Origin of the sequence: Nostoc sp. DedQUE04 (assembly GCF_034530995.1) — a bacterium.
GTDB lineage: Bacteria > Cyanobacteriota > Cyanobacteriia > Cyanobacteriales > Nostocaceae > Nostoc.
Genome location: NZ_JAVRCA010000057.1, coordinates 43,289 through 56,384, shown reverse-complemented (window position 1 = coordinate 56,384; position 13,096 = coordinate 43,289). Strand labels below are relative to the sequence as shown.

10 protein-coding genes are annotated in these 13,096 nt (G+C 44.6%); 9 read left to right on the top strand and 1 reads right to left on the bottom strand.

Annotation, left to right across the window (positions count from 1 at the left end; translation table 11 throughout):
• Positions 1-113 precede the first annotated feature (113 nt).
• The 7 genes from RM049_RS29620 to RM049_RS29590 all read left to right on the top strand — a co-directional run bounded on the left by RM049_RS29620 (position 114) and on the right by RM049_RS29590 (position 7,684).
• On the top strand, positions 114-551 hold the full coding sequence (locus RM049_RS29620; RefSeq protein ID WP_322706706.1) for a YidH family protein: 438 nt from the start codon (positions 114-116) through the stop codon (positions 549-551).
• Between the two features lie 326 nt (positions 552-877).
• Positions 878-1,753, top strand: coding sequence for an STAS domain-containing protein (locus RM049_RS29615; protein ID WP_322671332.1), 876 nt, complete (start codon positions 878-880; stop codon positions 1,751-1,753).
• A 10-nt stretch (positions 1,754-1,763) separates the two neighbouring features.
• Complete coding sequence (locus RM049_RS29610; protein WP_322706705.1) at positions 1,764-2,177, top strand: STAS domain-containing protein; 414 nt, start codon at positions 1,764-1,766, stop codon at positions 2,175-2,177.
• Positions 2,164-2,562 (top strand): anti-sigma regulatory factor, encoded by a 399-nt coding sequence (locus RM049_RS29605; RefSeq protein ID WP_322671330.1) that lies wholly within the window; start codon positions 2,164-2,166, stop codon positions 2,560-2,562. The genes RM049_RS29610 and RM049_RS29605 overlap by 14 nt, the downstream gene beginning before the upstream one ends.
• 1 nt (position 2,563) lies before the next feature.
• Entirely contained in the window at positions 2,564-3,571 is a 1,008-nt protein-coding gene (locus RM049_RS29600; protein ID WP_322706704.1) for an ATP-binding SpoIIE family protein phosphatase, read from the top strand.
• On the top strand, positions 3,568-5,718 hold the full coding sequence (locus tag RM049_RS29595) for an ATP-binding protein (RefSeq protein ID WP_322706703.1): 2,151 nt from the start codon (positions 3,568-3,570) through the stop codon (positions 5,716-5,718). The genes RM049_RS29600 and RM049_RS29595 overlap by 4 nt, the downstream gene beginning before the upstream one ends.
• Complete coding sequence (locus tag RM049_RS29590; protein WP_322706702.1) at positions 5,711-7,684, top strand: response regulator; 1,974 nt, start codon at positions 5,711-5,713, stop codon at positions 7,682-7,684. The genes RM049_RS29595 and RM049_RS29590 overlap by 8 nt, the downstream gene beginning before the upstream one ends.
• 312 nt (positions 7,685-7,996) lie before the next feature.
• On the opposite strand, the gene RM049_RS29585 is transcribed toward RM049_RS29590, so the two are convergent.
• Positions 7,997-10,204, bottom strand: a complete 2,208-nt coding sequence (locus tag RM049_RS29585; RefSeq protein WP_322706701.1) for a recombinase family protein — start codon at positions 10,202-10,204, stop codon at positions 7,997-7,999.
• Between the two features lie 78 nt (positions 10,205-10,282).
• Here RM049_RS29585 and RM049_RS29580 point away from each other — a divergent pair, with 78 nt between their 5' ends.
• A complete protein-coding gene (locus tag RM049_RS29580) occupies positions 10,283-11,638 on the top strand; it encodes a proton extrusion protein PcxA (RefSeq protein ID WP_322706700.1) in 1,356 nt (451 codons plus the stop codon).
• A gap of 111 nt (positions 11,639-11,749) precedes the next feature.
• The gene (locus RM049_RS29575) at positions 11,750-13,042 is read left to right on the top strand and encodes a murein transglycosylase A (protein WP_322706699.1); all 1,293 of its coding nucleotides are present in this window, start codon (positions 11,750-11,752) and stop codon (positions 13,040-13,042) included.
• Positions 13,043-13,096: the final 54 nt, after the last annotated feature.

Here is a 13,096-nt window from a genome sequence, read left to right as displayed (position 1 = left end):
CCTTGCTACAATCCACATCTGGATTAACAAAATATTATTAGTGGGATAGGTTCACGAAACTTCATCAATATTACTAATACTTTTCAAGAGATATTTAGTGTTAAAAGCTACTCATGGATAAAATACCGAAAATTGACCGTCAAAGGGAGCATCAAGCCAACGAACGGACATTTCTGGCTTGGCTACGCACTTCTATTGGATTGATTGGCTTTGGTTTTGCGATCGCGCGATTTGGTATATTTCTGCGTCAGTTGAATATTACTATTACTCAACAAGAACCTCCGGTAAGTCCATTATCTAGCTCGGAAAATTTGGGTATTGCTTTGGTAATTTTTGGAATTTTGACTATTGCCTTAGCTGCATGGCGATACAACCAAGTTTTCTGGCAAATTGAAACAGGGAACTATAGACCAAATAGGTTAATGGTTTGGATCATGGCTGGAGTTGTAATTATTTTGGGATTTTTCTGTATTCCTTTGCTTTTATGGCGGGATAAAGTACCTTCTCGTTCTCCGCTTCCCATTCAACCACAGTCCCGAAATTTGCATTAAATACAGCAGGAGTCAGAATAAGTAGATTAGTGTAAATAATTATTGTTGGGATAAGGCAAAGGGCAGGGGGAGAAAGAGTTTGAGGCTTATTTACTTTTCTTTACACAAGTTGGTTTTTTTGCACCGACTTACTTAGACTTTTTATATGGAGGCATTTTATGTAACTTTTTTGCCGATTCTCAATCAATCTTAGGTAGACGTAGCCCAACCCAGGTATCGCTCTATGTCTGCCCAATTTATCGCACTTCATATCTAGCAAGCTTTTAGGCTTTTTGTAATCGTCGCTTTCACCTTGGGCTGAATCGTCATACACTGATTTTGAACTAATGAAACCGGTTGCCCTCAAAGAAACGATGAGCGAAAGTAAGATATCAGAAATATTAGAAACCTTCGAGGCAGACTTGCTGTCGGAGTGGACTCAGGAACTAGCTATTGTCAATATTCGCAGAGGCTTGATTAAAGAAGCCCATCTAAAAGAGGAGTGCCGGGAATTCCTGAGTTTGTTTCGGATTGCCGTTGGGCGGGGCAATACCAATATTCAGGCAGGGGAGTGGCAGGAGATGCGGGAGATGCTCAACAGCATTTCTCGATCGCGATCGCAAAATGGTTTCACACCCTCAGAAACGGCTACATTCGTCTTTTCGTTCAAGAAACCCCTCTTCAAACGAATGCGTCAGCAATTCAAAGACCCGATTGAATTGGGTGAAAATATCTGGTTAGCCACAAACTTATTGGATCGGCTAGGATTGCTGACAATTGAAGTCTATCAAAAGACGCGAGAAGAAGTGATTTTACGGCAGCAAGAAGAGTTGATGGAGCTGTCTACCCCCGTCGTTAAACTCTGGGAGGGAATTTTGGCATTGCCGATAATCGGTACCCTGGATAGTGCCCGGACTCAACTGATGATGGAATCGTTATTGCAGAAGATTGTCGAAACTAGTTCCGAAGTTGCCATCATTGACATTACCGGGGTTCCTACTGTCGATACCCTGACCGCTCAACATTTGCTCAAAACCGTTACTGCTGCCCGTCTCATGGGAGCTGATTGTATGATCAGTGGCATTCGTCCTCAAATTGCCCAAACAATCGTCTATCTCGGCATTGATTTGACCAATATAGTCACGAAAGCAACGTTAGCCGATGCCTTTCTCACGGCGCTAAAACGTTTAGGAACGACCATTACCCGCCCTCAATCTAAATAGGTAGGAAGCAATGGAACGCATTCCTATACTCAAAATGGGCAATTTCCTGCTTGTGACAATTCAGGTAGATATGCACGATCGCCTCGCCACAACGCTACAAGAAGACTTGACCAACCGGATCGCCCAAACTCACGCTCGCGGTGTACTGATCGATATTTCGGGATTAGAGATTGTTGATTCCTTCATTGGTAGGGTTTTAGCCAACATTGCCAGAATGTCACGGGTGCTAGATGCTGAGACAGTTGTCGTTGGGATGCAGCCTGCTGTGGCAATCACCTTAGTGGAATTGGGGCTGTCGCTGATGGGGATTCGCACTGCCCTAAACGTCGAAAAGGGTATGGCATTGTTGCGATCGTCACTCAATGAAACCACAAATCAAATCACTGCCACTAAATGGCGTGCAGATGATCATGCAGAAGACTGAAACGATTAACATTCAATCTTCTACAGATGTAATTTTAGTTCGACAGGCTGTGCGCAACCTTGCCGTAGAGATTGGCTTTGGCTTAGTAGACCAAACTAAAATTGTTACTGCCGCCAGTGAGTTAGCCCGCAATACCCTAGACTACGGGGGAGGCGGCACAGTCAAGCTAGAAACGCTTCAGGAAGGGCGACGACGAGGACTTCGGCTAACCTTTGAAGATCGGGGGCCGGGAATTTCCGATATCGAACTGGCACTAAAGGATGGGTTCACAACGGGCAACGGCTTAGGTATGGGGCTAGGTGGTGCTAAACGACTTGCCGACGAGTTTGATATTCAGTCTGTGGTGGGAGAAGGGACACGGATAATAATTGTACGATGGAAATAAAATGAGAGAATCTGTCGCCGTCACAATTACTGAATCTAGCCAGACCGGGGAAGCCAGACGGGCGGCGATGGCTTTAGCAACTCGGCTGGGTTTTCAGGAAACAGAACGGGGCAAGGTTGGGATTGTGGTGACAGAAATTGCGAACAATCTGGTGCAACACGCCCACGGCGGAGTTGTGCTAATGCGATCGCTCAGGCAAGATTCCAAAATTGGCATTGAAATTTTATCGCTAGATAAAGGAGAGGGAATGGTCGATGTGGATGAGTGTTTGCAAGATGGCTTTTCCACAGCCGGAACCTTGGGCAATGGTATGGGTGCAATTCGTCGCCTTTCTGGTTTATTTGAAATTTACTCCATTCCCAACCAAGGAACAGCGCTCCTCGCTCACCTGTGGCTAGGCCCAGCACCTCATCTGCCTGAGAAGGTTTTAGAAATTGGAGCGATCTGTTTGCCCAAACGAGGAGAAGAGGTTTCTGGAGATACCTGGGTCTGTGAAGTCGATTGTTGCCGTAGTCTGTTGCTAGTAGCCGATGGTTTAGGGCATGGGCCTGCGGCTGCCTCAGCAGCAGAAGCAGCCGTGAGAATGTTTCAAGAACATCTTCATTGTTCTCCTGGGGCGATCGTCGAAGCTGCCCACGCCGCCTTGCGAAGTACGCGAGGAGCAGCACTGGCCATTGCCGAAATCGACTTTGAACAACAGTCTGTCCGCTTTGCTGGCATTGGCAACATCGCTGCTAGCATTTTCTCCTTTACTGAGCACCGCAATTTGCTATCTCATAACGGCACGGTCGGACATGAAATCCACAAAATTCAAGAGTTTACTTATCCCTGGTATGCCAACGGACTTTTAATTATGCATTCTGACGGATTAGGCGCTAAGTGGCAAATCGATCGCTATCCAGGCTTAATGCAAAAACATCCCAGCTTGATTGCAGGTGTGCTATACCGAGACTTTAACCGAGAGCGGGACGATGTGACGGTGTTAGTCGCGAAAGGAATGGGCAGATGACAAAGGTTTTCACGATCGCCATCCAGTACGAACAGGATGTTGTGCAAGCTCGCCAACGAACTCGTGAGATTGCCGAGCAGTTGGGCTTTGATGCTCAAGATCGGGCGCGATTGGCGACGGCAGTTTCCGAAATTGCCCGCAACGCCTTTCAATATGCCCAAGACGGAACGGTTGAATTTTCTGTGGTGGGAGAGCCGCAAGCGTTTCTGATTCGGATTCAAGATCGGGGTGGAGGCATTCCTGATTTAGCAGACGTTTTGGCCGGACGCCACACCTCTGATACGGGAGCGGGGCTAGGCATCGTGGGTACTCGTAGATTGATGGATTTTTTTGAGATTGAATCGCTGCCGGGACAGGGAACAACCGTGACAATCGGCAAAAGGTTGTCGAAGCGCACACCTACTTTCAGCGATTCCCAATTGCAGCAGATTCGAGAAACCGTAATTGGGCGATCGCCCGAAAATCCCTATCAAGAAATCCAGCAGCAAAACCAGGAATTACTCCAGGCAATGGCAGAGCTACGCAAGCGTGAGGAAGAATTAAGCCAACTGAATCAGGAATTGGAAGAAACCAATCGCGGTGTGGTTGCCCTCTATGCAGAACTGGATGAAAAAGCCAGCTCCCTGCAACAGGTAAACGAGTTAAAAACCCGCTTTCTCTCGAACATGAGCCACGAGTTTCGTACGCCGCTCAACTCGATTCTCTCCCTCTCTCGAATGCTGCTAGCCCGGATAGATGGCGATTTGACCATTGAGCAAGAAAAGCAGGTGACATTCATCCAAAAGGCAGCAAGCGGATTATCAGAACTGGTCAACGACTTGCTAGATTTGGCAAAGGTGGAAGCTGGAAAAATTGAAGTGCATCCCAGTTCTTTTGAAGTGAGTGACTTGTTTGGCACGCTACGGGGGATGCTGCGCCCATTATTGGTTCAAGGCTCCTCCGTGACGCTGATTGTCGAGGAACCTGAAGGTATTTCGCCACTCTATACCGATGAGGGGAAAGTCGCTCAAATTCTGAGAAACTTTGTCTCGAATGCGCTCAAATTTACCGAGCGGGGAGAGGTGCGCGTCAACGCTGTGCAAACGGGTCATACCGTCACCTTCTCTGTATCTGATACGGGTATCGGCATTGCTCCCGCCGATCGAGAGCGGATTTTTGAGGATTTTATGCAAATTGAGTCCCCTCTGCAAAAGCAAGTGAAGGGAACCGGTTTAGGATTGCCGTTATCGCGCAAGCTAGCGGAGCTAATTGGCGGTAGAATTTCGATGAAAAGTCAGCCAGGTGAAGGCTCTACCTTTACAGCCTTGATTCCCATCGTCTACCCACATACCAGCGAATTGACCACCGTACTGCAACCAATCACATCAGTTGAGCCAACTCGCCTGCCGATTCTGGTGGTTGAAGATCATCCAGAAACTCTATTTATTTACGAAAAGCATCTTCAGCAATCAATCTATCAATTAATTGCTACCCGCACCTTAGCTCAAGCAAGGCTTGCCTTACAACAATTTCGACCGGCGGCAATTATGCTAGATATTTTGCTGGAGGGGCAAAACGGCTGGACGTTCTTGCGAGAAATCAAAGGGGATGAAACAACCCGCACTATCCCTGTACTCGTGATTACCATCATTGATAACGAGAAGCAAGCATTGGCGTTAGGAGCAAACGGTTTTCTAATTAAGCCAGTAGACAGATTGCCGCTATTGAACAAACTTAATACGCTAATTACTGAGAACAAGCCTCAAAAAATCTTGTTAATTGACGATGACCCCGCCTATCGGTATCTTGTGAAACAGTTGTTGATAAATACACCATTGAGGATTTTAGAAGCCGCAAATGGAAAAGAAGGATTAAATTTGGCACAACGAGAGCAGCCAAACGCGATCGTGCTGGACTTGGAGATGCCAGAACTCGGCGGGTTTGATGTACTCAAGCAACTTAAGAACAATTCCGTCACTCAGGCGATTCCTGTGATTATTCACTCATCTGCCCAACTGGATGCTGAAGCGCAAAGCCGATTAGCGGCGCAAAGCATAGCCATTGTTTCCAAAGAAATAGGCTCTCAAACCACGACGATCGCTCAACTTCAAGATGCGCTCGTCAAAGCCGGACTTGTTTTAGAGGTTTCAGGGAAAAGTCATGTCTGAGCCACGAGTTACGATCCTGCATGTTGACGATAACGAAGCCAATCGTTACGTTGTTACCCGTATCTTGCAAAATGCAGGCTTTAGTGTGGTGGAAGCGGCAACTGGAACGACAGGCTTAGAAGCTATTGTTAACTTTCAGCCTGACTTAATAATTTTAGATGTCCAATTACCAGATATCAGCGGCTTTGAAGTCTGTCGCCAAATTAAGGCAAATCCAGAAACGGCTTTTATTCCTGTGCTACACCTTTCTGCAAGTTTTGTCCAAAGCCAGGATAAAGCAGAAGGCTTAGATAGTGGTGCTGATGCTTATCTGGTGCAACCCGTTGAACCGATTGAACTGCTTGCCACTTTGCGATCGTTGCTGCGAATTCGTCGGGCGGAGGAAGCTGCTTTGTCCTCAGCGCGGGAGTGGCAAACCACCTTTGACTCCATGAAGGACGGCGTATCTCTGGTAGACCAAGAAGGTAGAATTATGCGCTGTAATCGAGCGATGATGCAGCTTTTTAACAAGCCCTCCCACGAAATCTTAGGTTATGCCCACCACGAGCTGATGGGCGCAAAATTGGGAATCGGCGATGGCACTTGTTTTCGCCGTGCGAAACAAACTCACCAACGGCAAATTCTCGAATTCCAGTCCCAAGAACGCTGGTTTGCCAAAACCATCGATCCGGTACTCGATCGGGATGGGGATCTTACAGGCGCCGTTTTCATTCTGTCTGATATCACCGAACGTAAACGAGCAGAAGCATTGCTGCAAGAGCAAAACGATCGCCTCAATCAACTAATGATTTCTTTGCAGCAACAGACCGAACAAGCGCAACAAGCCAACCGCATCAAAGATGAGTTTTTGGCAGTGCTGTCTCATGAATTGCGATCGCCCTTGAATCCAATTCTGGGTTGGGCAAAAATTTTGCAAAAAAATCACCAGGATGCAGCCAAAACTCAGTACGCCCTGGAAACGATCGAGCGCAACGCGAAACTGCAAGCACAACTAATCGAAGATTTGCTTGATGTATCTCGTATTCTTCAAGGTAAGTTGAGTTTAAACATAGTTCCAGTCGGTCTTACTTTTACCATCAAAGCTGCCCTTGAAACCGTGCGACTTGCTGCTGAAGCTAAATCTATTCAGATTCAAACAATATTTGAACCGAATGTTGGGCAAGTGTTGGGTGATTCTGGTCGCTTGCAACAAGTTGTTTGGAATCTACTTTCTAACGCGATAAAATTTACCTCACAGGGTGGTCGAGTAGAGGTGCGGTTAGAAACGATCGAGGATGAAGTAGATAGTCGTGCTGCGAAATACACTCAAATCACTGTCAGCGATAATGGTAGGGGGATCTCTGGTGACTTTCTACCCTACGTTTTTGACTACTTTCGCCAAGCTGATGGGACAACGACGCGAAAATTTGGCGGATTGGGGTTAGGGTTAGCGATCGTGCGTCATTTGGTTGAATTGCACGGCGGAACCATTCACGCAGCCAGTCCTGGAGAAGGGCAAGGAGCAGTGTTTACAGTCAAACTTCCACTGATCGCTGCTTCAAAATTGAATCAAGTTAATACCGCCGATCGCGATCGCTCAGATTTTAATCTCAATGGATTGCAAGCACTGCTGGTAGACGATAACAAAGATTCACGGGAGTTCATTGCCTTCGTGCTAGAACAGTACGGAGTACAAGTGACTGAAGCGGACTCAGCACATGATGCTCTGAACAATTTGATGCAAACAAAATTTGATTTGTTAATTAGTGATATTGGTATGCCCGATATGGATGGCTACACCCTTATTCGTCAAATTAGAAAGCAGTCACCCGAACAAGGCGGAGAAATTCCTGCGATCGCCGTGACTGCTTATGCCGGAGAAATCGATCGACAACAAGCACTAGCTGCCGGATTTCAACAACATATTTCTAAACCAATTGAGCAAGAATTATTAATACAGGCTATTTTGACTATAGTAAAGGTCTAGAAACCTGAATTTTAAGGTTTATGGCGATAACTGAAAGTGTATTGATTTATAAATATCCGTCAATCAGACTGTATAACAATCCAAAGGCTATAGCCTGACTTAATCATTCGTGAATAACTAGATCCCCGACTTCTTCAAGAAGTCGGGGATCTGAGCTTGAGCCATTCAATTAACGTGAGTTCGACAAGCCTTTTTTTGACCTCTCCCCCAACCCCTCTTGGACACCCAGAGGGGAGCCAAAACCCTAATTTCTCGTTGCTCCTCCCTTTCCCAGTGGGAGAGGGCTGGGGTGAAGGTTCATCGAACTCACGTTCAATTAACAGTAGATTCAGAAATAACCGTTACACAGGCATTCACTAAGGGTAACAATGGCCCTATTTGCTCTTGTCCATTCACTGCTAAATCGCTATGACACAAATAAACTCTCTCGGATACACGAGAGAGCAAATCTGTCAAAATCCTTTGCAGTCGTTGTTCTTCTGCCAATTTTTCATCTTCTGCTGTCCAAGGTTCGCCCAACCTGTCTCGTAGGAAAAACGGCGCACCAAACAAAGTTGCTGCACCACCTTTGGCCCATAGTGGCGAACCAGCATCCAGCCAAAAATGCCACTGGTGAGATCGCCTACTAGATCGATATTGAAATATAGTTGCTAAGGTGACAGCCTTTCTTGCTCCACCAATGGGGCGCACCGGGTAAGCATTGGCAGTGATTGTACCGCGTCGCAGTAGTTGAATGAATTCAATAATAGTTGTGTGAGGCGTTGTCTCAACTGGGGCAATTTGTCGTAATCTGGTGTCAATTTCCCAGTAGTGTTGGGCAGTTTCTAATAATTCCCGCAATGCTGCTAGTTGTTCGTAGGGGAGATTGCTCCCATTCCACAAAAAGCGCTGAATTGCTCTGTCTAACAGAGAAATGGGACTGGGAATTAACCGCAATTCTTGTTGCGATCGCTGCTGTTCTAACCACTGTAATATTTCACTATAGGCTGTAGTAGCTGCATAGCCGATTCGATCCCAGCGCTCGAAGGCTGACACTGGTAGCAAGTTGGGGCGATCGGGATGGGGTACAAAGCAGTAATCTGCAATCAAACCGGCGCGTACCGGATCAATATTTGTAGAGACGCGATTCATCGCGTCTGTTGTAGATACCCGATTCATCGCGTCTGTAGAATTTTCTGGTGGTTGTTGTTTCCTGCTCAATACAACCAGCATTTCTGCCACCGCATCCCGATCTACCAGGCGCCCTAAGCCGGGATAAACTAGTGCCAGCATGGTGAGTAAGGCACGAATCACGGGCGAACTAATTAGGGGACGTTGGTCATTGAGCGATTCTACTGGGATATTTTGCTTGACGAGGATTTCTACTAGAGTATAACGAGCGATCGCATCTAAACCTGGTGCAATAATTGCTACTTCTTCTGGTTGCACTTGCTGTGATTGGATGGCATTAGCAATTACCTCTGCTGTTTGCCGCAATAATTGGGCGCGGGAGGTGGTTTGAATTGAATGCACTGTTTTTGGTAAACTCAACAGTACCATCGGGGAAGTGACTAATTCCACCATCTGTTTAGTCAGTTGCTCGCTCAGAGACTCTGGAGGCGGCCCGTTCAATATTTCTACCCGACAACGCTCTGCTAACCCTTCTAAATAGTTGGGATCTGCTCCCAATCCCAATCGCACCGCACCGTCAGGATTGTAGCTAAACGCGCCAACTGCGCCTCGATCTAATAGCAACTCAAACAAAAGACGCGCTACGCTAGGATAATCATCAACATCATCCGCCAGTACTGCTTGATAGCGTTTCGTTAGATGCTGCTGGTAATTGCGATCGCTTAATAAGTGCTGACTATACAGTTCGGTAATAATTCCATAAGTCAGTAATCCCCTCTCTAAACACCAGTTACGCCAATCTAACAGCAAAGATGCCAAAAATTCCGGCTCTAAAGTTGTGGCATTTTCCCCAAAACCCTTGGACAAAATCTGGGCAATATTTTCGCAAGGGATACCACTGTAAGCTGCTAATTGTAATAAGTCTAAGATGCGACGCACCAAGCGAGATTCATTCACTCCCGCAAGACGTAAAATTTCTTCGTCTAATTGTGGACGCCAAAGTTTGGTTGCTAACTCTTGTTCAGTTTCCGGTCGCAATCTTACCGGAAACTGTGCTTTCAGGTTCAACGAGTTAATCAGCAACGGCCAAAATAAAATAACTTCATCCTGAAAAAAACCTAGTGGCGTCTTGGCACGAACCGGATATTTACCTAATGTAGATGTGACAATTATATCTCCTAACTCTCGACGATTATCATCATTGGCAGCTAAAACTAAAACTCCTGGCTCTGTTTGTTTAAGATATAAAAATTCAGGTACATCGCCTGTTTTTTTACGCCCTGTTTTTTTTGTATAAAATGATTCAGTATATTGTTTTTCTGATGTTACCCAATTACAAAATTGCTCTACTAAGCGAGCCGTCTTACCACTACGGCTAGTGCCAACAATCCAAACCGAATGAGAAACCACAAACTTTCTCCTTGTAGATTTGTTAGTATACCTCGTGCGTTAACTTAAGGTTAATAGTCATCAAACAATGCTGAATGATTGTCTGCAATGAAAAATTCTGTTTTTAGTCAAAAAATCTATTCTTTCTTGCTTGCTGCTTTTCGATGGTACTTACAGACTCCTGAACGTTCTTTAGATGAAGCTTACAATGCAGCATTAAAAATTCAGGAGATAGAAGATAAGCATTTCAATGGTAATAAAATAGACATTGACTCGACCATGTACAGTAACAGTGTGATGGATTACTTTGAGTCAGACCTCAACAAGCTATTAAAAATTGCCAGGATGCGGCTGACGGAGTTTAGAGGAAGCCGTTGGTTTCTAAATGAAGAGAATCAGAAAGCTGCCGATAAAGCAGGTATAGAGTATCTAAGTCCTTCTTTAGTTTTGGAAAAGCTCAATTTTATCGATCGAGTTCTTTCTAAATACACAACAAGTTCCGATAAAACAACTTCTAACGCTTTAGTAGTACAACCTCCAAATCTACCAGTTAATTCTGTAACATCTGACGACAAATCGCTGCTCGTCAACACTCCAACATTACCACCCAAAATACCAAATCGAGACTTAAACAATAAACCAAAAGCCAAGAGCAAAACCGATACAACAGGTGTTTTACCTCGCTCTATTTTAAGTACTATCAGTCGTCTGCAAGTTGAATTAGACCCTAATTCGGAACAAGAAGTAATTCAGAGTTTTCGTCAAACTCAAAAAAGAACAATAATATCTATTAGGTTTATTTTACTATTAATTATTGTACCACTTTTAACACATCAAATAGCAAAAGCTTTTGTAGTTGGGCCAATTATTGAGAGATTTAGAAGCAGTGAGGAAATACAGATATTTCTCAATTCGGAAATGGAAGAGGAAGCCCTTTTAGAATTAGAAAGATTTGAAGAAAAGCTCAAGTTTGAAAATCTCATTGTCAAAGCTCCTCCACTGTTACCTGAGCAGATGGAGACTGAAATGAAAAAGAAGGCGAAAGAGCTTGCTGAAGAATTTCGTCACGAAAGCTCTGGTGCGATCAAAAATGTTTTTGCAGATATGTTCTCGGTGGTTGCTGTTATCTGGCTTTTGCTAGTCAGTAAGTCTTCTATTGCTGTGCTAAAAGATTTCTTTGATAATATTGTCTATGGACTTAGCGATAGTGCCAAGGCATTTATCATTATTTTGTTTACTGATATCTTTGTCGGATTCCACTCTCCTCATGGCTGGGAAGTACTGCTAGAAGGAGTATCGCGCCATTGGGGATTACCGGCAAATAGAGATTTTATCTTCTTATTTATCGCTACATTTCCGGTGATTTTAGATACTATATTTAAGTATTGGATCTTCCGATATTTGAATCGGATATCGCCCTCTGCTGTTGCGACTTACCGTAATATGAATGAATAGGGAATAGGGAATAGGGCATTGGGCATTGGGCATTGGGAATTGGGAAAAATTTTTGGTTTTTGATTTTAGAATTTGAGCGAGGTAGGAAAATTTTAAAAATCTTGAATCTTGATGAAAAAGACATTTATTGGGTTAGGAAAGTTTAACAAAACTATCGCTATCAGTCTACCTGTGATTTTGTCGATTTTCCTGGTGCGGATGCAATCTTTCACGCATCAGGAACTCATTTCCCCAGAATGTCAGGTGAAAAAGTGGGATATACCAGTGTCCTTGACTGCTGAAAATCAAGATGCATTTTTGCAAAAACAAAAATTACCATTAATCCAGAGACTACCAATTACTTGTTGTCAAAGTGATGCCTCTTGTCTGGATGAAGTCATTTATGGCAAAATACCAGAGAAAAAGGCACTGATCGGTGCGATCGCTCGCAGTCTCCAATATCTGCAAACAGCTAATGCTGCGGCTGCTTATCAAAACTATCCGGTAGCTGGGATTACGCGCGATCGCGTCATCAAAAGTTTGCAAAGATTCCGCGAACTTCTATTAAAAACCAATTCTGCGACAGAATTACATCAAGCCATTCAGCAAGAATTTGTTCTTTACCAGTCAGTCGGTAAAGATAACCAAGGTTCCGTTTTATTCACCGCCTATTATGAACCACTTTACGCAGCCAGTCGCGTCCCCACAACAGAATATCGCTATCCCGTTTATCGCTTACCTCCCGATTTCAACTCTTGGACTAAGCCTCATCCCACACGCGAGGAGTTAGAAGGAGCGGATGGTTTACAAGCTGCAAAAGGGAAATTGCGAGGATTAGAGTTGTTTTGGTTTCGCTCTCGCCTCGAACCATATCTAGCTCAAATTCAAGGTTCAGCGAAACTTCAGCTTCCCGATGGTACTCAAACCACAATCGGCTATGCGGGTAATACTGCTTATAACTACAAAAGTATTGGGCGAGAATTAATAGATGATGGCAAATTACCGCAAGAAGGTGTAACTATGCCAATTATTCTCGATTATTTCCAAAAGCATCCCCAAGAATTAAATATTTATATTCCGCGCGATCGCAGCTTTGTTTTTTTTCAAGAAAATCACGGTGAGCCAGCCCAAGGCTCTATTAACGTACCATTAACAGCAGAGCGTTCTATTGCTACAGATAAATCTCTTATGCCTCCTGGAGCTTTAGCGTTGATTCGCGCTTCTATTCCCTTTGTTAATCCTACCGGAAAAATGCAGGAGCGCATTATTAGCCGCTATGTTCTCGATCAAGATACCGGAGGTGCAATTAAAGGTGCAGGTAGAGTGGATTATTTTTTAGGTACTGGGAAAATCGCAGGCGATCGCGCTGGTGTTACAGTCAGCAATGGACAATTATTTTATCTCTTACTTAAGTCCAAAAATTAAACACACTCGCATTTTAATACTAAAATTCCCGACTTTTTTAGATAAGTCAGGAAT